Source organism: Novosphingobium sp. NDB2Meth1 (genome assembly GCF_900117425.1).
Taxonomy (GTDB): Bacteria; Pseudomonadota; Alphaproteobacteria; order Sphingomonadales; family Sphingomonadaceae; genus Novosphingobium.
Map to the genome: position 1 here is coordinate 517,942 of NZ_FPEH01000032.1, position 18,023 is coordinate 535,964.

The window sequence follows — 18,023 nt, forward strand, 5'->3', positions numbered from 1 at the left end:
GCTTGGACCGGAGGAGCCTCCGGGGTTTCACGTAGGCTGCGCGGGGCATCAGTCCTCGCTGCCGGGCGCGGGCTGGACGAGATCCGGGAGCGGCTGGCCGCCGCTGACGAGATCGAACAACCCGCCAAGCTTCTGCAGCACGCGGTACTCGGCGGCGCGCAGCGCGATCTGATTGGCCGTCTGCTTGGCCTTGGCGGCGAACAGCAGCTGTTCGGCATCGAGCAGATCGAACACCGTGCGCCGCCCGCCGCGGAACTGCTGCTTGTAGAGATCGGCCACTTTCTGGGCGGAGGCGATTTCCGCCTCGATCGTGGCGATCTTCTCGCGCGCGGCGCCAAGGCTGGCGTAATCGACGCGGATATCCTGCTCGACCTCGCGGCGGCGGCGATCGAGCTCATAATCGGCCTGGCGCAGGCGCGCGGCGATGCGGTGCTTGGTCGCCGTAGCGGCGCCGCCGTTGTAGAGCCGGTAGGAGAACGTCACCATCGCGCGCGCATCGATGGCGCGCCCGGTCGCGCCGAGCACATCCTGCCGGTAGTCGCTGGCGATGGTGAGGCCGAGACGCGGCAACGCGGTATCGGCCTGGCTGTCGTACTGCTTGTCGAGCGAGCGGCGGTCTTCAACGGCCTGCGCAAGGCGGGGACTGCGCGTGTCGATCAGATCGACCGCGACATCGGCGCTTTCAGGGAGCGCAGAGCCGGCAGCGGGCACTTCGGCAGCGCGCAGCGGCATGTGATCGGTCAGGCGCTTGTAGGCATTGCGCGCCTGTTCGAGGGCGCTTTGCCGGTCGAGCAGCTGCGAGCGCACGTTGTCGAGCCGCGTCTGCGCGCGTTCGACATCGGCAGCGGTGGTGAGGCCGAGGTCCTTCTGCACGGTGACGATGCGCAGGATCTTCTTCACTGAAGCGATCTCGCCCTCGGCCAGCGCGACGAGGTTCTGCTGCAGCAGCACACCGAGATAGGCATTGGCGATATCATAGGAGATCGCCTCGATCCGCTCGCGCGTGCCCCATTGCGCGGAGCGGTAGCTGGCACGGGCGCGCTTTATGTCGTTGATGGTGACGCCGAAGTCCCACAAGTTCTGGTTGAGCGAGACGGTCGCCTCGCTGCGGAAGCGCTGGGTGGCAGCTTGCGGAATGTTGCGCGCGAATTCGCGGCCCCACGCACCCGTTACGTCGATGCGCGGCAGGTAGCCCGCGCGCGCCTCGTTTACGGCAAAGCGGGCGTCGTCCTGCTGGGCGAGCGATATCTGGATTTCCGGATTCCCTTTGAGCGAGGCGATGATCGCGTCGGTGAGGGATTCGGTGCCTTCCGTACCGGGCGACGGCGGGTCCGGGGCCGGGTCGGGTTCCTCCGGCTCGGGATCGGCGGGGGGGGGCGGGGCCGGGAGCGGGCCTGGGCCGTCGAGCTTCGAGAGCACCACGCGCCGGCTTGGCGGCGCCTCGGCCACGGCAGGCTGTGCCGGATCGAGCGGAGGAAGCTCGCTTTCGGCCGTCAGGCGCGCGTTCAGGGTGGAGCCGTCGGGCATCGGCCCTTGCAGCGGGACCGGCGCGGGTAAAGCGGCGAGTTCGGCCTGCGGGAGCGGGGGCACGACATCGGCAAGGATCGCCGGTGCGAAGGGTGCCGGAAACAGGGGTTCGGCCGAGGCCAGCCGGATCACAGCCGGCAGCATTGGCGGGGTGGGGGGCGGCGAAGGAGGCGGCGCTGTAACGATGCCATGACCAAGACCTGCTCCTGACACGGTAACGAGATCAGGACCCTCGAGGCCGTCGAGAACATAGGCCAACAGTGGCGGGGGCACTGCAGCGGCCGGGGAAGGAGCAGGCTCTGCAGCGCGCGCCGCGAACCCAGCCAGCACCGCGCCAGTGGCGAACGCCGTGAGCGGCAGTCGGGCAAGGGAATGCGGCACCTGGGCTTCCTTCTTGATCTTTTCGATCCCGCCCCGGTGTGCAGCCAACATGGTTAATTGCGGCGCAAGCAGACCCTAGGGGATAGCCCTTGTCCGCGCGTCAGGCGGCGTCGGCTGCGGTTGCGGCTGCCGCTGCGGTGTGGGCGAGCAGATGGTCCAGCTCGCTGTCCGCGAGGGGCCGTTCGAAGCGGATGCCGAAGCCGAGCGGGGTGGTCGCAACGATCTCGCCGACGAGCGCAAGCCCCGCGATCTGCACCTGCACCGCATCGCCGCGGCGGTTCATCAGGTAGGCCAGGCGCGGGCGAAACATTGCGCCGCCGCGCGAGAGGTTGATCAGGCGGCCTTCGTAGCTGACCATCTTTTCGGTCAGCACAATTTCACCGTCGATCCGGCACTCGTGGCGCTCGTCGGCGCGCGAGAAGACGGGGCGGCGGCCGAACGGGTGGAAATGCAGCGGCATCAGAGGGCTCCGCGCTGAGGGTTGGGCGTGGCTTCATCGTCCGCTGGCGGCTGCGCCACGGGTTCCTCGAAGCGCATGCCGAGGCGTCGGCGGAGGCGCTCCATTTCGGTGCGGGCATCGCCGAGCTGGATGGTATCGGCGGCAGGTTCGGCGGTCATCGCCGCGACAAACGTCTCGAAGGCGGCGCGATGCTCTGCGCTGCGCATGTCGAGGCGGGTGATCGCATCGCGGTGGTGCGCAGAGGCGACCGCAAGGCGCTCCAGCCGCCGGTCGATCCGGCTCGCCACGTCACGCATGGCGCGGCGGTTGGCGGCGAGACTGCCCTGCATTTCGTATCGCAGGCGCCTTGCCTCCGTCAGGTGGCGTCGCGCTGCGCTGCGCGGCGTGAGGCCGAACCATGCAGCGATCCGGCCCAGCACCGAAGGCTGCGCAACCTCGCGCGGCGCAGCAGACAGGCGCGGCAGATGCTGCGCTTCACCCGCCAGCGTGATCAGGCTGTCGAGCTGACGGTGGATCTCGTCGCCATCGAGCACTGCTGAGCGCTCCGCCAGCGCGCCAAGTGCGGCAAGCGTGGCGCGGATATGGGCGCGGTCCGCTGCGGCACCCTCATGCAGCGCGCGCAGTTGGGCGAGCATGTCGGACTGGTTGTGCGCCAGTTCGGCGACCGCATCAGCCACCGGCCGCAGCATCTGGCGCGGATCGGCGAGCCCCGCGACGACATCCCCGAGGGTGCCGACCGCACCGGTGAGCCCGGTGATTTCCTGCCTGGCCGACTCAGCGTCGCGGGCAAGACCGATGATCGCGGCGCGCAATTCGGCAAGCTCCGCCGCGCCTGCTTCGATCGCGCGGCGGACCGAGCCGAAATCGCGCGAGGGGCTGTATGCGGCCTCGCCTTGCCCGGATTCAAGCTGCGCGAGGTTCGACAGCCAGTGTTCGAACTCATTGCGCAGCGTCTTCATTGCGCTCGTCATGCAGCGCTCGAGCGCGCCGAGCACCATCGAGGTCATGAGGCCGAACAGCGAGGACGAGAAGCCAACCGACATGCCGTTGAGCGGCGCCTTCATGCCCTCGATCATCTTGCCGAAGCTGTCCGCTCCGGCGGAACCCGAAAGGTCCATCGCACCGATCAGGTCGGACACCGAATGGACCGTCTTCATCAGGCCCATGAACGCGCCGAGCAGGCCGAGGAAGACCATCAGGCCGGAGAAGTAGAGGATGGTCGACTTGCGGTCATTGATGCGCTGGTCGACATCGTGGAGCAGCGTCTGGACAGTGTCTGCACCGATCTCGAGATGGTCCTGCTTGCCCAGTTCCTCGGCGATCAGGCGGTAACCCTGGCCCAGCAATTCCGGTTCGCGGAACACGATGGCGGGCTTTGCATAAGGATCGCGCGGGCGCTTGGCACGTTCGCCGTAATCGACCTGCAGCGCATGGAGCGCGACAACCTCGTTGCGCAGCGAGAGCACGTTGCGGAAGGCAATCCCCGCCGCCACGGCGAAGATCGCGAAGATCGACAGGTTGAGCGCCATCTTGGCCTTGATGCCGTCGATCACGAATTCGTGGGCATAGATGCCGAGCCCGATCAGGACCGCCATGATGACGGTCATCTTGATCAGTTCGGCGCGGAGCTTCTTTTCCATGGCGGAGGGTCCGGAGGAGGGACGGCTGCTGGCGGCGGTCATGGCTTGATCACTACGCGCACCATGTGCCCATCGGGCGATGCCGCGTCGGTGACGCGGATCTGGGTGGTGAGGTCGGTCGGCGCGAGCCCGGCGCGCAGGAGCAGGTTGCGCGTCATCGCTGCGCGGTAGAACGCGATGCGCTGCGCTTCGGACACCGAGCGGGTCTGCGGCGCGAAGGACCAGATCTCGTACTTGGTGCCGGGGCGCGCCTTGCCCTTGAGGAAGCTGATGACACGCGCCGAATTTGCCTCGTCATAAGTCGCGGCATTGGGTGCGAAGGCGATCTGGAGCAGGGTATCGGCGGTCTTGACTTCGATGCCCTTGACATCGTCAGGCTGCTCCTGCGCCTTGACCTGCAGCTTCAGCGTATCGGGCGTTTCGCGGGTGCGGATCGAGAGGCGCTCCGCCCCGTCGATGGCGGTGGGAGAACGCAGCACGGCGCCGAGTTCGGCGACCGACGTGCCCGCATCGGCGTTGACCGGAGAGACGACCGGAACTGCGCCAGGGGCGCAGGCCACCGGCGTGCCCTTCTTGCCCGCCCTGTGCTGCTGCGCTTCCTGCTGGGCCATCTGCTGCTTGAAATTGGCGATCACGCGCTGCGAAAGCTGCATGACCGCCGCGCTCATGATCACGAGCAGGAAGGTCACCACCATGATCACGGTGGTGAGCACGTCCACGAAAGCCGGCCAGTGATTGACTTCGCCGTCGGCGGATGCCCCTGCCACGTCATGCTCCTGTCGGGCGCGCTGCGATACCGCTTGGCGCCATGCTTAACCGGCCATAAGCCATCGTGTTTAAGGGGTCCGGGCCGGGCCGATCAGGCCGCTTCCCTAGGGGCCCGTTTACCATTCTGGCCTGTGAGTTGGGCCAGTACTTCAGCCGTCGGGCGATCCGCCACGACGCGGCCATTTTCGAGCCAGATCACCCGGTCCACGATTTCGAGCAGGGCAAGCCGGTGGGTCGCGACGATCAGCGTCTTGCCGCGCGTCGCCTCGGCGAGGCCGGCAATGACCGCCTGTTCGCTGGCGACGTCGAGCGAGGCGGTCGGTTCATCGAGCAGCAGCACCTTGGGATCGCGCACCAGCGCACGGGCAAGCAGCAGCGACTGCCGCTGGCCGCCCGAGAGCGCCGAACCGCGCGGGCCGACCTGACGCATGTAGCCTTCCGCCGTGCGGGCAATGAAGCCGTCGAGGCCCGAGCAGCGGATCGCGCGTTCGACTAAGGCGGCGTCCGGCTCGGCCATGCCAAGCAGGATGTTGTGCCACACGGTGCCTTCGAAGATCATCGCGTCTTGCGCGCTGTAGATCACGTTCCGGCGCAGCTGGGGAATCGCGAAGCGATCAAGCGCGTGGCCATCGAGCGTGATCAGCCCTTCCACGGCGGGGATCAGCCCGGCGAGCAATTGCAGCAGGGTCGACTTGCCCGAGCCGGACTTGCCGATCAGCGCGACACGCTCGCCCTCGCTGATCTGGAACGAAAGACCCGACAGGCTCGGCGCACCGCTGCCCTTGAAGGTATGCCCAAGGCCTGCGACAGCCAGCGCGCCGCGGACCGGGGCAAGGCTGACGGCGGGATCGGAGACATCGCGCTCCGGCTCGGTCTGGAGCAACCCGGCAAGCGCCTGAAACTGCGCGAGGCTCTGATAAGCGCGTGCGAACATGCTCACGGTCGCGGCGACCGGAACCATCGCACGGCCTGTCAGCAACACGACCGCGATCAGCGCGCCGGTCGTCATCAGCCCCGCCTTGATCTGCAGCACCCCGATCACGACGACCATCACGGTGACCAGCTGCACCAGCAGACCGGCAGCGGAGGCTGGCAGTTCGGACCAGTGCCGCACTTGCTTGCTGCCGATGGCGAGGTGGTCGGAAATGACATCCCAGCGTCCCTCGAACAGGCCCTCGGCATGATTGGCCTTGATCGTAGTCCAGCCGCTGGTGAGTTCGGCCGTCAGGTCGCTGCGCGCCTGCAAGAGCTTCGAGGCGCGGCGGCTGGCGAGTTTCAGCGCATAGTTGCTGACCATGCCGAACAGGATGAGGCCGAGCGCACCGATCACAGGCCCAATCACGGTGAACCCGCCGATGGCTGCGATCAGCGTAAACAGCAGGACGACAAACGGCAGATCGACGCACAAGGTGGCGATGGCGTTGGGCACGAGCAGCGAGAGTTGCTCCAGATCGCGCAGGCCGGTGAGCATCGCACCGAAGCTCATGCCCGCCGTCGGCGCACGGGCGCGCAGCGCCGCGACGACGGCACGATGCTGGACTGCCTGTCCGACACGGGTGGCTACAGCCTCCACGAAGCGTGCCTTGAGCTTCTTGAGCAGCAGCTCGAACACAAGGACAAGGACAACGCCGATGGACAGCGCCCAGAGGCTTTCGATCGCGAGATTGGGCACCACGCGGTCGTAGATCGCGCGCATGTAGAGCGGGATTGCGAGGGCGCAGAGATTGAGCAAGGCGCTGGCCAGCAGCATCTGACCGAGCGGTCGGCGCTCGGCGAGATAGGCACCGAGCAGCCACATCTTCGGGTTGCGGCGGATGAGGTCGCGTTCATGGGCGTCGCTGGCGCCGTTCACCGGGTCGACCGGGCCGCTGTGCAGTGCTTCGCCCGCAAGCAGAGGGCGCAGGGCAGCGAAGGGCACGGACTGCTCGCCCGCAGCATCCAGCACGACAACCTGATCTGCGGCGCACTTGGTGATCAGAACCGCACCGCCGCTCGCCAGGGGCACGACAAGCGGCAGGGCTACCGGTTCGGGCGCGCGCTGGCCGATGGGGTGCCAATGCGCTTCCAGCCCGATCCGCGCCAGAGCGAACGGCGCGAGCTTGGCGGCGAGTGTTTCCTGCGCCATCGGCAGTGCGGCGCTTAGCGCGGCGGGGTCGTGTTGGATCCCCCGCGCGGCGGCAAGCGCTTCGAGCGCAGCGAGCATCGGCAAGGGCGTGATCGTGGGCTGAGCTTCTCCGCCTGTCTGCGTTGGCACCGGCCTGCTGCGGAAGAGACGGCCAAAGCGGCCTGAACGGCGGGCATCAGGCGACGCGGAGGATGGTTCGATCATTGGCGGTTACCCTGCTTTCGAGCCGGGAGTGCCAGTTTATGGAAAACGCCGTCTGAAGCCGGACCTACGGAACTGCGCGTAGGCCAAAGGCAAGGTGAAACAAGCATAATGATTGGTAAATCCCGGGCAACACTCTTCCTTTGACCGAGGTTCTGCCATGCGCTTTGCGCGCCTTCGCCAGTCGCTGATCACCTCGCTCGGCGGCGCGAGCCTGTTCGACGATCTGCGCGCCGGAGAAGCCGAGGCAGTTCTCGGCGGCAGGCTTGCACTGGCCAGCCAGCCCATCGGCGCAGCTATGCCATGGAGCGCGCGCATTGGGCTCGGTGGTTCGTCGCGACTGCTCAAGGCCCTCGCGATCACGTTCGGCTTGGTCGTGCTGTGGATGGCGCTGTTCACCGTGGACAAGGTGACGCGCGGCGCCGGACGTGTGCTGCCTTCCACCCAGAACCAGCTGGTCCAGCACCTCGAAGGCGGGATTGTGAAGGAAATCCTTGTCTCCGAAGGCCAGCGGGTCCGGCGCGGACAAGTGCTGATGCGTATCAGCAATGCCTCGACCGGCGCCGCCATCGAAAGCGCGCGAACCGATCTTGTCGCCAAGCGGATCATGCTGGCGCGGCTCGATGCGGAGATATCGGGTGCGGGCAGCTTCACGCCCCCGCTCGAACTCGCCGCGCAGGCGCCCGAGATCGCGGCGAGCGAAGCCGGCCTGTTTGCCTCGCGCCGGGCGCAGCGGATGAGTCAGGTCGGCGTGATCAACGAGCAGGCGCGGGCGAAATCGGCCGAAGTCGGCTCGCTGCAGGCCCGCCTAGCCAATCTGCGCAATGAGGAGCGGCTGGCGATGGAGCAACTCTCCAAGCTTGAACGCGCCTATGCCGAAGACGCTGTCTCCGAGCGCGATGTGCTCGACAAGCGCGCGGCGCTCCTGTCGCTGCGCACGCGCATCGCCGATGTCGCCAACCAGATCCCGCAATCCTCCGCCGGGCTGGGTGAATCTGCAGCACGGCGAGGGGAAATCTGGGCGAGCGACATGGAGCAGATCCGCGCGCAGGCAGCGCAGCTCCGGCTCGAACTTGCCAAGGCCGACGAGCAGTTCGGCGCCGTGCAGGACCGCGTCGCGCGCGAAGAAATCCGCGCACCGGTCGACGGCGTGATCAACCGGCTCAATGTCCGCACCGCGGGCGGCGTGATCCGCGGCGGGGAGCCGGTGGCAGAGATTGTCCCTGCCGCCAGCCAAGTCATCATCGAGGCGCGCATCGCCCCTAAGGACCGCAGCAACATCTGGCCGGGCCTGCCCGCACGGATCAAGATCTCGGCCTATGATTCCACCGTCTACGGCTCGCTGGAGGCCAAGGTCGTCGATGTTTCGCCCGATGCGATCCAAGACCCGCGCGGCGGGCTTTACTACCGCGTGCGGCTTGACGCAGGTCGCGCCACCTTCGGTGCAGGCATGCCGGTGATCCCGGGCATGACCGGCGAGGTGGCGATCCGTTCGGGCCGCCAGACGATCCTGAACTACGTACTCGGCCCGCTGATCCGCATTTCGCAGGAGGCCCTGCGCGAGTAGCCGGATCTCTCGTCCTGATCACGACTAAGGCGTTAAAACCCTAGCAAAAACGTCTGTGGCCGGGCCGCACTGACAATAGCAAAAATGTCACACTGTGTCTGATTTCGCGTCTGCGGCATCAGCTTTGCACTCCAAATCTGTTTACACTTTCAATCGAAAGAATATCCACAGCGCCATCAACCGGAGGCAGACCGGGGGGCTCTTCATGCCTGGCTGCTCATATCAGGGGGTATTCAATCCGTGCGAAATCTTTCCAACCTCGCGCTGCGCGGCGCACTTCTGGCGTCTGCCGCAGCCTTTGGCGGCGTGGCCGCTCCTCAGGCCGCGTTCGCGCAGGAAACCGCTGCGCCGGCCGATGACGCCGCGCCTGCGGAGAGCATCGTGGTCATCGGTACCCGCCGTACCGACCGCACCGTCACCAGCTCGGCCTCGCCGATCGACATCATCGGAACCAAGGATATCGCGACCCAGGCATCGGCAAACCTTGTCGATGTCATCCGCAACCTCGTCCCCTCGTTCTCGGTCCAGTCGAACTCGATCTCGGACGCCTCGACGTTCGTCCGCTCGCCCTCGCTGCGCGGCCTCTCGGCCGACGAAACCCTCGTCATGATCAACGGCAAGCGCCTCAACCGTTCGGCGCTGGTGCAGGTCTACTCGGGTGGTGATACCGGCCTCAGCTACGGTGCGCAGGGCGCCGACATCAGCTCGATCCCCGCGATTGCCCTCAAGAACCTCCAGGTCCTGCGTGACGGCGCGACCGCCCAGTACGGTTCGGACGCGATCGCCGGCGTGATGAACTACGTCATCCGCGACAACAAGGAAGGTCTCGAAGTTCAGGGCCGTTACGGCCAGTTCTACCAGAACGGAGACGGCAAGAGCTACCAGATCGCGGCAAACGCGGGCATCAAGCTCTCCGACCGGGCGTGGATCAACATTTCGGGTGAGTACAACGACGACGGCCGCACCAGCCGCGGCAAGACCCGTCCGACTGCGCTCGCGTTCGCCGCACAGAACCCCGGCGATGTCGGCCAGCTGCCGTACTACCCGCTGCCTGCGCAGATCTGGGGCAACTCGCCCACGCGCGGCTGGAAGATCCTGTTCAACTCCGCATTGGAACTGTCCGACAGCGCGAAGTTCTACGTGGTAGGCAACGCTGCCCGCAGCAAGGCCGAGCAGAGCTTCAACTACCGCGCCTCGACCGCTGCCGTGCTCGACAGGACCGGCTCGGTGCTCAAGTCGCCCGCCAACTACAATCCGGCAGCTGGCGATCAGGTGCTGTGCGGCCGCTCGTTCCTGAACTACAACCCGACCCCGGGTCCGGACGCGCTGGGCTGCGCGACCACGCAGGATCCCTATTTCCGCAATCTCTACCCGGCGGGCTTCACCCCGGTGTTCGTGGGTATCGTGCAGGAACTGTGGGGCACTGTCGGCTTCAAGGGCAACTTCGGCAAGCTTGACTACGACCTGTCTGCATCGAGCAGCCGCAACACGCTCGATCTGTCGATGTACAACTCGCTGAACACCGCGTTCACCCCGACCCCGGGCTTTGCGACCGCGCCGTACAACGTCGCGACGCAGACGAGCTTCGACTTCGGCCGTCAGGCGCAGAAGGAAACCAACGTCAACCTCGACGTGACCTATCCGCTCGAAGTCGGTTTCGCGAAGCCGATCGTGATTTCGGGTGGCTTTGAGTACCGCAAGGAAACCTACCAGCTCACCGCGTCGGACTTCCAAGCCTACGCCCAGGGCGGCGCTTCGGGCTACGGCGGCGTGAGCCCGCAGCAGGCCGGTTCGTGGAGCCAGCGCAACATCGCTCTCTACCTCGGTGCTGAAACCGACATCACCTCGAACTGGACCGTTGGCATTGCCGGCCGTTACGAGCACTACAACACCTTCGGTTCGGCCACCGTCGGCAAGATCAACACGCGCTATGAATTCATCCCGGGCTTCGCGATCCGCGGCACGGTCGGCACGGGCTTCCACGCGCCGTCGCCGGGTCAGCAGAACAACTCGACGCTGACGACGAACTTCAATCAGGGCGTCTCGATCCAGACCGGCACCTTCCCGGTCGGCAGCGCGATCTCGCAGATCTTCGGTGCTCGTCCGCTGACTCCGGAAAAGTCGACCAACTTCGGCGTCGGCTTCACCGCGCAGCCCAATTCGCACCTGACGCTGACGGTCGACTACTACAACATCAAGGTGCGCGACCGCATCTTCATCTCGCAGCCGTTCCCGACCGTCGACGCGGCGCATCCGGATGGCTCGATCACCGCGGCTGACATCGCCCAGTTCCCCGTTCTCGCGGCGGTGGGCGTCGGCGGTCAGGTGAGCTACTTCACCAATGGTCTCACCACCCGCACGCAGGGCGTCGACGTTGTCGCGACCTACAACACCAAGGCGCTTGACGGCGACATCAACGTGTCGCTGGCCTACAACCACAACAACAACAAGGTGCTGCGGGCCAACGCCAACGTGATCAGCGCTGCGCAGATCGGCAACATCCGCAATCTCGCCCCGCACGATGTCGCCCGTCTGACGGTCGGCTACTCGCGCGAGAAGATCGCGATCACGGTTCGCGGCAGCTACTTCGGCTCGTGGATCAACGCGACGGACTATGGCTTCGGCCAGACCTTCGGTTCCAAGGCAACCGCGGACCTCGACGTGACCTACAACATGTCGAAGGACCTGGCGCTGAGCGTGGGTGCGAACAACCTGTTCAACACCTTCCCGGACAAGCTGGATAACCGCTCGCTCACGATCTACCCGATCACCGGCGGTGCGGCTGACGGTCAGGTCTATGCCCGTAACGGCGGACCTTTCGGCTTCAACGGCGGCTTCTGGTACGCCCGCATCCGCGTCAAGTACTGAGTTCGGCCAGTCTGGCCAAACAGATCGGGCGGGGAAGTTTCGGCTTCCCCGCCCTTTTCTTTTGACCTTCGCGAGGGCAGAGGTGCGTCCGAGAGGACGACCAGCCCATGACCCTTCGCAACACCGCCATCGCCGCCTTTGCGGCGCTTTCGCTTGTTTCCGCGACAAGCCTGCAGGCCGCCTCGCAAGTGCCGCTGGGAGCCGAGCACGGCATGGTCGTCTCCGCGCACCGGCTCGCAAGCGATGCCGGAGTCGAGGTGCTCAAGGACGGCGGCAATGCAGTCGATGCGGCCATCGCGGTCGCTTATGCATTGGCAGTGACCTTCCCCGAGGCAGGCAACATCGGCGGGGGCGGTTTCATGACGGTGCGTTTTGCCGACGGGCGCACCACGTTCATCGACTTCCGCGAAACCGCGCCGGCCGCTGCGACGGCGACGATGTATCAGGACAAGGCGGGCAGGGTGATCCCGCTGCTGTCGACGCGCGGCCACAAGGCCGTCGCAGTCCCCGGCACGGTCGCCGGGCTGGAACTCGCACGCGAAAAGTTCGGCACTCTGCCGCGCGCCCGACTCATGGCCTCAGCGATCAGCCTCGCCCGCGACGGCTTCGTGATGGATCAGGGCGATGCGACGTTCCTCGCCGAAGGCGCCGAGGATTTCGCCAAGGACCCGGCGAGCGCGGCGATTTTCCTCGATGCCGGCAAACCTTGGGAAAAGGGCCACCGCTTCGTGCAGGCCGATCTCGGCCGCATGCTTCAGCTGATCGCCGACAAGGGCGCCGACGCGTTCTACAAGGGCGAGATCGCCGAGAAGATCGCCGCTTCGAGCAAGGCGCATGGCGGCATCCTCACTAAGGCCGATTTCGCCGCCTATCGCGCGGTGGAACGTGCCCCGCTCGAATGCGACTACCGCGGCTATCACGTGATCTCCGCCCCGCCGCCAAGCTCGGGCGGCGTCGTGGTGTGCGAGACGCTGAACATCCTTTCCGCCTATCCGATGGGCGAACTGGGCTGGCATTCGGCGCAGAACATCCACTACCTGACCGAAGCACTGCGCCGCGCGTTCCACGATCGCAACGTCAGCCTTGGCGATCCGGGCTTCGTGAAGGCCGATGTCGCCAAGCTGATCTCGCCCGATTACGCAGCCAGCCTGCGCAGCGGCATCAGTGCGGACAAGGCAACCCCGTCCGTATCGCTCGGCGTGCCAGGTGTGGGGCATGAAGGCGCAAGCACCACGCATTTCTCGATCGTCGACGCGGCAGGCAACGCGGTCTCCCTTACCTATACGCTCAACGACTGGTTCGGCGCGCGGGTGACGGCAGACGGCACCGGCATCCTGCTCAACGACGAGATGGATGATTTCTCTGCGAAGCCCGGCGAGCCCAACATGTATGGCCTTGTCGAGGGCACCAACAATGCCATCGCGCCAGGCAAACGGCCCCTCTCGTCGATGACGCCGACGATCGTCACCAAGGACGGCAAGCTCGTCATGGTCGTCGGCACCCCCGGGGGCAGCCATATCCCGACCGGCGTGCTGCAGGTCATGCTCAACGTGATCGACCATGGGATGACGGTGACCGAGGCTACCGATGCCTCGCGCATTCACGCGCAGTGGCTGCCCGACGTGATCTTTTGGGAACCCAATGCCCTCAGTGCCGAGACGCGTGCTGCCCTTGACGCAAAGGGGCACAAGCTGGAGCAGATGCGCTACTGGAACCAGATCGCCGCAATCCTCGTCGGCTCTCCCGCGCTGGGCCAACCTCCGGTCGGCCGCGACCGGCTCTACGGCGCGATCGATCCGCGCCTGCCGGTGGGCAGCGTTGCCGGGTATTGACCGGATGGCGTTCACCCACGCGCTTGCAACGGAGGAGGACCTTCCTCGCCTCCGCGCGCTGATGACGCGGGCAATCGAGGAGCTGCAACGCGGCTTCCTCACGCCCGAGCAAGTCACCGCCAGCCACCAGATCATGGGGCTCGATACCCAGCTGGTGAAGGACGGTACCTACTTCATGATCCTGGATCAGGGCGAACTTGTCGGCTGCGGCGGGTGGGGCTGGCGCGCAACGCTGTTCGGCGGGGACGACTCCATCGTTGCGCGCGAGCCACTGCCGCTCGATCCGGCAAACGACGCCGCCAAGATCCGCGCGATGTACGTCGATCCCGCACATGCCCGGCGCGGCATCGGCAAGCTCATCATGGCGCTGTGCGAGGATGCCGCACGCACCGCAGGCTTCAGCAAGGTCGAACTGATGGCGACGCTGGCCGGGCGGCCGCTCTATGCGGCATGCGGCTATGCAGAGATCGAAGCGGTCGAAGCCACCTCCCGCGAGGGTGTGACAGTGCCGATCATTCGCATGGCCAAGCCGCTGTAGCGCATCCCGCTCGGGGACGATGTCGCGGCGCAGGGCTGCGACAGACCGCGCGACTTCGGTCTTGAACCTTGCCGCGCGGCGGGCGAAGAGCAGCGCGCAGCCGATAGCGCCGATCCGGTGCAGGCACGCGGATCGGGACAATCTCCATGGCGCAGATGACGGTGAAGGATCTCATGGTCGAAAGCGGTGTCGCTTTCGGGACAAGCGGTGCGCGCGGCACCGTGGTCGCGATGACCGACCGCGTCTGCTACGGCTATACACGCGGATTTCTTTCCTACCTTGCCACGCTTGGCGAGTTTCAGCCCGGCGGGCGCGTGGCGCTGGCCGGAGACCTGCGCCCCAGCACACCGCGCATTCTCGCGGCCTGCGCACGGGCGGTGCGCGACGAAGGCGGCGTGCCGATATTCTGCGGCTATGTGCCGACGCCGGCGCTGGCGCTCTACAGCTTCGCGCAAGGCATCCCCTGCCTGATGGTGACCGGCAGCCACATCCCCTCCGACCGCAACGGCATCAAGTTCTACCGGCCGACGGGTGAAGTGCTGAAGTCCGACGAGGCCGGCATGTCATCCCAGCTGGTCCCCCTGCCGGATGGCGCCTTCACGGCGGACGGCATGCTGAGCGAGGCGGAAGTCCTGCCATCGGTTACCGATGTCGAGACCGCCTACGTCCAGCGCTACATCGATCATTTTGGCGCCGGCTCGCTCGGCGGAAAGCGCATCGGGGTCTACCAGCACTCCGCCGTCGGGCGCGACATCCTGGCACGGATCGTCCGCGAACTGGGCGCAGAGATCGAGCTGCTCGGGCGCTCGGAAAGCTTCATCCCGGTCGATACCGAAGCCATCCGCGACGAGGATGTGGTGCTCGCGCGTGACTGGGCAAGCGCGGCGACGTACGACGCGATCATTTCCACCGATGGCGATTCGGATCGCCCGCTGCTCGCCGACGAGAACGGGGTCTGGATGCGCGGCGACGTGCTCGGCATTCTCTCGGCGGCCCGGGTCGGGGCGACGGCGGTCGTCACCCCGGTCAGCAGCAACACCGCGCTGGAGCTTTCCGGTCTGTTCCCGCGCTGCCGCCGTACGCGCATCGGCTCACCCTATGTGATCGCAGCCATGCGCGAGGAGCATGCCGCGCCCTCTGACGTGGTGTGCGGCTACGAGGCGAACGGCGGTTTCCTGCTCGGTTCGGACATCCCCGGAGCGGGCGGCACGACGACGACCGCGCTGGAGACGCGCGATGCCGTGCTGCCGATCCTGCTCGTGCTGACTGCGCCGGGGGGAAGCGTTTCGCAGCAGCTGGCCAGCCTGCCGCAGCGCTTCACCTTCAGCGACCGGCTCAAGGAATTCCCGCCGACGCTCGGCGAGCAGCTGTTCGCGATGCTGAAGGCCGGTTCGCGCGGGGAACAGCTGGTGCTGCAGACGAAGCTGTTCGGAGCCTTTACAGGCGAAGCGAGGGTAATCGACGATACCGACGGGGTGCGTGCCACGTTCAGCAGCGGCGAGATCGTTCACTTGCGCGGATCGGGGAATGCGCCCGAACTGCGCTGCTATACCGAAGCGGACAGCGAGGACCGCGCAGTGGCACTCAACCGCGATGCGCTGGGCAGCGTAAAGGCGGCGCTCGGTTTGGCATAGTAACAGCTCCCTTACGACAAACGCTAAGTGACTTGGGCCCGATCGGTCGGCAAGTTCTTCGCGCGCTGCCCGGCGTCGTGGCTTGCGACCAGAAGGAGAGACCCGCATGACCCGCTCCTATCCGCTGTTCCAGCAGGCCTATTATGTGGAGAGCATCGACGCTGCAGCGGAGAAGTGGGCGAAGGCCTTCGGCGCCGGGCCCTTCTTTATGGCCCGCCACCACCGCTGCGAGGAATTCACCTATCGCGGCACCGCGGTCGAGGCCGATGTCTCCTATGCCTTCGGCTATCTCGGCGACATGATGATCCAGTTCATCGAGCAGCACGATGACCAGCCATCGATCTATCGCGACATGTACAAGGCCGGCGAGGAAGGCTTCCACCACATAGCCTACCTCGTCTCCGACTTTGCCGCCGAACGCCAACGCTGGCTCGACATGGGCTATCCGCTGGCGACCGAGCTCTATGCCGATCAGGTGAACGCCGCCTATTTCGACACGCGCTCGCTCAACGACGGCTTCACCGAGATCCACGGCGATCCGCCTCACATCATGGGCCTGTTCGGCGTATGGAAACGCGCCCACGAAGCCCGCGACGCGAACACGCCTGCCACGATCGAAAGCGGTGCGATCAAGACCTATAGCCGCGCACCGCTGCTGCCGAAGTGAAAATGTGGGTGGTGTGTGGGGGGCCTCTGGCGCACCCGACAGGATTCGAACCTGTGACCTCTGCCTTCGGAGGGCAGCGCTCTATCCAGCTGAGCTACGGGTGCGTGGGATGCACCGCCTAGCAGCGCCGCGCGCTGCTTGCCAGAGGTTTGTCGTTTAGGGATTTGGTAGGCGCCGCGGGGTTATTCCCCCGCGCATGGCCAGCCGTCCCCCCTCTCATGATGCGAATCGCACGGGCGCTCGTCCGGCGGCGAGCCAGATGGCGGTGAAATGGACGGCGGTGCACGAGGCTGCGGCGGCCATCGGCGAGCTCGCCGGAATTGCGCCCGAATATCGCTCGCCGGAGGTGCGGAACTTCCCTGCGATCATGCGCGATACGGGGGGGTGGCGGATGCGGCTTGCCGAGCAGGGCGTGGACGATCTCGCCGCGATTCTCGAGCCGGGCCTTGCTGCCTTGCTGGCATTGCATGGCAGCGGAGCGCCGGCAGGTGCGGCAGCTCTGGCGCTCTGGCAGGAGTTTCATACGGCACGCGCGGGGCTGCTGGCGCTGATCCCGCCGCTGGGAATCGAACGCTAGCGCCAAAGCGCGCTTTCATTGTTCCATTTTTGTTCTTAAACTGCGGCCATGCTCGATTCGGCCATCCCTGCCGCCGCCACCGCTGAACGCGAAGCGCTCGCCGTCGCGCGCGGGATCGGGCGGTTGTTCGCGCGCAACGGCATCTGGTGCCTGCCGGAAATGCCGCTCCGTTCAGGCCGCCGGGCCGATCTGATGGGGATCGACGGCAAGGGCCGGATCGTGATCGTGGAGATCAAGGTCGCGCGGAACGATCTGCTCGGCGATGCGAAGTGGCCGGACTATCTGGAATATTGCGACCGGTTCTACTGGGGCCTTGCCCCGCACCTTGACCGCGCCTGCCTTGAAACGCCAGCTTTCAGGCCGGATCTCTGCGGTCTGATCGTGGCCGATGGCTATGACGCGGAGATCCTGCGCCCCGCCCCCAGCCTGCCGCTCGCCCCTTCGCGCCGCAAGGCAGAGACCGAGCGGCTTGCCCGTGCGGCGCTGCGGCGCCTGGTGGTGGCTGGCGATCCCCAGTGCGCCGGGTGGGGCGACGAGGCCTAGAGCCAGCCGGCCGTCGCCAGCAGCAGGACTATACCGAGCACCGCAAAGAAAAGTGCCGCAATCAGGCGCACTACGCCGAGCGGCACGCGTTTGACGATCTCTCCGCCGAGCAACACCGCGGGCACATTGGCCAGCATCATACCGAGAGTGGTGCCCATGGTGACCGCGACGGCATCATGGAAACGGGCTCCGAGCGCGATGGTGGCGACCTGCGTCTTGTCGCCCATCTCGACGAGGAAGAAGGCGATCAGGGTCGTCAGGAATGCGCCGCCGCGCGAGACCGCAGGCGCTTCGTCGTCGTCGAACTTGTCGGGTACCAGGGTCCAAGCGGCCATGGCGATGAAGCCGATAGCGACGGCATAGCGGAAGGCAGGTCCGTCGAACCAGCCCGCTGCCAGCGATCCGACCAGCGCGGCAAGGAAATGGTTGGCAAGCGTGGCCACGAGAATGCCGAGGACGATCGGCGCGGGCCGCTTGAACCGCGCGGCGAGCACGATGGCGAGAAGCTGCGTCTTGTCGCCGATTTCTGCGAGGGCGACTATCGCGGTGGAGGTGAGCGTGGCGGCAATCTGGGCTTCGAGCATGGGCAGGTTCCAAGGCCGGGCGAGCATTCGAGACAACGGCACCGTACTCCCCCGCCCGACCGGACGGGGAGAACAGGTGCCATTGGTCTCGCCCGGCAGCTGCAACCTCGA

The 18,023-nt window shown here is 66.2% G+C and carries 14 protein-coding genes and 1 tRNA gene; 8 read left to right on the top strand and 7 right to left on the bottom strand.

Annotated features, from left to right (window positions below):
• Positions 1 to 48: 48 nt before the first annotated feature.
• The 5 genes from NDB2M1_RS20680 to NDB2M1_RS20700 all read right to left on the bottom strand — a co-directional run bounded on the left by NDB2M1_RS20680 (position 49) and on the right by NDB2M1_RS20700 (position 7,030).
• Positions 49 to 1,959, bottom strand: a complete 1,911-nt coding sequence (locus NDB2M1_RS20680) for a TolC family outer membrane protein (protein ID WP_083555006.1) — start codon at positions 1,957 to 1,959, stop codon at positions 49 to 51.
• A 49-nt stretch (positions 1,960 to 2,008) separates the two neighbouring features.
• A complete protein-coding gene (locus NDB2M1_RS20685) occupies positions 2,009 to 2,368 on the bottom strand; it encodes a PilZ domain-containing protein (protein WP_072384593.1) in 360 nt (119 codons plus the stop codon).
• Entirely contained in the window at positions 2,368 to 4,008 is a 1,641-nt protein-coding gene (locus tag NDB2M1_RS20690) for a hypothetical protein (protein ID WP_143146856.1), read from the bottom strand. Before NDB2M1_RS20690 ends, NDB2M1_RS20685 begins: the two co-directional genes overlap by 1 nt.
• 38 nt (positions 4,009 to 4,046) lie before the next feature.
• Positions 4,047 to 4,775 (bottom strand): hypothetical protein, encoded by a 729-nt coding sequence (locus tag NDB2M1_RS20695; protein WP_072384595.1) that lies wholly within the window; start codon positions 4,773 to 4,775, stop codon positions 4,047 to 4,049.
• 92 nt (positions 4,776 to 4,867) lie between these two features.
• Positions 4,868 to 7,030 (bottom strand): ATP-binding cassette domain-containing protein, encoded by a 2,163-nt coding sequence (locus NDB2M1_RS20700; RefSeq protein ID WP_171955463.1) that lies wholly within the window; start codon positions 7,028 to 7,030, stop codon positions 4,868 to 4,870.
• A gap of 232 nt (positions 7,031 to 7,262) precedes the next feature.
• Between NDB2M1_RS20700 and NDB2M1_RS20705 the strand changes: the two genes are divergently transcribed.
• The 6 genes from NDB2M1_RS20705 to NDB2M1_RS20730 all read left to right on the top strand — a co-directional run bounded on the left by NDB2M1_RS20705 (position 7,263) and on the right by NDB2M1_RS20730 (position 16,208).
• Positions 7,263 to 8,669, top strand: coding sequence for an HlyD family type I secretion periplasmic adaptor subunit (locus NDB2M1_RS20705; RefSeq protein WP_072384597.1), 1,407 nt, complete (start codon positions 7,263 to 7,265; stop codon positions 8,667 to 8,669).
• Positions 8,670 to 8,909: 240 nt separating this feature from the next.
• On the top strand, positions 8,910 to 11,537 hold the full coding sequence (locus tag NDB2M1_RS20710) for a TonB-dependent receptor plug domain-containing protein (protein ID WP_072384598.1): 2,628 nt from the start codon (positions 8,910 to 8,912) through the stop codon (positions 11,535 to 11,537).
• Between the two features lie 107 nt (positions 11,538 to 11,644).
• Positions 11,645 to 13,369 carry a gamma-glutamyltransferase gene (ggt, locus tag NDB2M1_RS20715; protein WP_072384599.1) on the top strand — a complete coding sequence of 575 codons (1,725 nt, stop codon included), beginning with the start codon at positions 11,645 to 11,647 and terminating at the stop codon, positions 13,367 to 13,369.
• A gap of 61 nt (positions 13,370 to 13,430) precedes the next feature.
• Positions 13,431 to 13,907: a GNAT family N-acetyltransferase gene (locus tag NDB2M1_RS20720; protein ID WP_253185975.1), complete on the top strand. Its 477-nt coding sequence runs from the start codon at positions 13,431 to 13,433 to the stop codon at positions 13,905 to 13,907.
• A gap of 146 nt (positions 13,908 to 14,053) precedes the next feature.
• Entirely contained in the window at positions 14,054 to 15,541 is a 1,488-nt protein-coding gene (locus NDB2M1_RS20725; protein WP_072384601.1) for a phosphomannomutase, read from the top strand.
• 106 nt (positions 15,542 to 15,647) lie between these two features.
• Positions 15,648 to 16,208, top strand: a complete 561-nt coding sequence (locus NDB2M1_RS20730) for a VOC family protein (RefSeq protein ID WP_072384602.1) — start codon at positions 15,648 to 15,650, stop codon at positions 16,206 to 16,208.
• A gap of 27 nt (positions 16,209 to 16,235) precedes the next feature.
• On the opposite strand, the gene NDB2M1_RS20735 is transcribed toward NDB2M1_RS20730, so the two are convergent.
• Positions 16,236 to 16,312: transfer RNA gene (locus NDB2M1_RS20735), tRNA-Arg, on the bottom strand.
• 92 nt (positions 16,313 to 16,404) lie between these two features.
• Between NDB2M1_RS20735 and NDB2M1_RS20740 the strand changes: the two genes are divergently transcribed.
• The gene (locus NDB2M1_RS20740; protein WP_253185977.1) at positions 16,405 to 16,785 is read left to right on the top strand and encodes a hypothetical protein; all 381 of its coding nucleotides are present in this window, start codon (positions 16,405 to 16,407) and stop codon (positions 16,783 to 16,785) included.
• A 48-nt stretch (positions 16,786 to 16,833) separates the two neighbouring features.
• The gene (locus NDB2M1_RS20745) at positions 16,834 to 17,328 is read left to right on the top strand and encodes an MmcB family DNA repair protein (RefSeq protein ID WP_072384603.1); all 495 of its coding nucleotides are present in this window, start codon (positions 16,834 to 16,836) and stop codon (positions 17,326 to 17,328) included.
• Here NDB2M1_RS20745 and NDB2M1_RS20750 read toward each other — a convergent pair.
• The gene (locus tag NDB2M1_RS20750; protein WP_072384718.1) at positions 17,325 to 17,897 is read right to left on the bottom strand and encodes a TMEM165/GDT1 family protein; all 573 of its coding nucleotides are present in this window, start codon (positions 17,895 to 17,897) and stop codon (positions 17,325 to 17,327) included. The genes NDB2M1_RS20745 and NDB2M1_RS20750 overlap by 4 nt on opposite strands.
• Positions 17,898 to 18,023: the final 126 nt, after the last annotated feature.

Excerpts from the sequence above, each read along its gene's own strand:
- NDB2M1_RS20685 (WP_072384593.1), bottom strand. The coding sequence starts at position 2,368 with ATGCCGCTGCATTTCCACCCGTTCGGCCGCCGCCCCGTCTTCTCGCGC.
- NDB2M1_RS20725 (WP_072384601.1), top strand. The coding sequence starts at position 14,054 with ATGGCGCAGATGACGGTGAAGGATCTCATGGTCGAAAGCGGTGTCGCT.
- NDB2M1_RS20720 (WP_253185975.1), top strand. The coding sequence starts at position 13,431 with ATGACGCGGGCAATCGAGGAGCTGCAACGCGGCTTCCTCACGCCCGAG.
- NDB2M1_RS20745 (WP_072384603.1), top strand. The coding sequence starts at position 16,834 with ATGCTCGATTCGGCCATCCCTGCCGCCGCCACCGCTGAACGCGAAGCG.
- NDB2M1_RS20740 (WP_253185977.1), top strand. The coding sequence starts at position 16,405 with ATGGCCAGCCGTCCCCCCTCTCATGATGCGAATCGCACGGGCGCTCGT.
- NDB2M1_RS20690 (WP_143146856.1), bottom strand. The coding sequence starts at position 4,008 with ATGGAAAAGAAGCTCCGCGCCGAACTGATCAAGATGACCGTCATCATG.
- NDB2M1_RS20730 (WP_072384602.1), top strand. The coding sequence starts at position 15,648 with ATGACCCGCTCCTATCCGCTGTTCCAGCAGGCCTATTATGTGGAGAGC.
- ggt (WP_072384599.1), top strand. The coding sequence starts at position 11,645 with ATGACCCTTCGCAACACCGCCATCGCCGCCTTTGCGGCGCTTTCGCTT.
- NDB2M1_RS20705 (WP_072384597.1), top strand. The coding sequence starts at position 7,263 with ATGCGCTTTGCGCGCCTTCGCCAGTCGCTGATCACCTCGCTCGGCGGC.
- NDB2M1_RS20680 (WP_083555006.1), bottom strand. The coding sequence starts at position 1,959 with ATGTTGGCTGCACACCGGGGCGGGATCGAAAAGATCAAGAAGGAAGCC.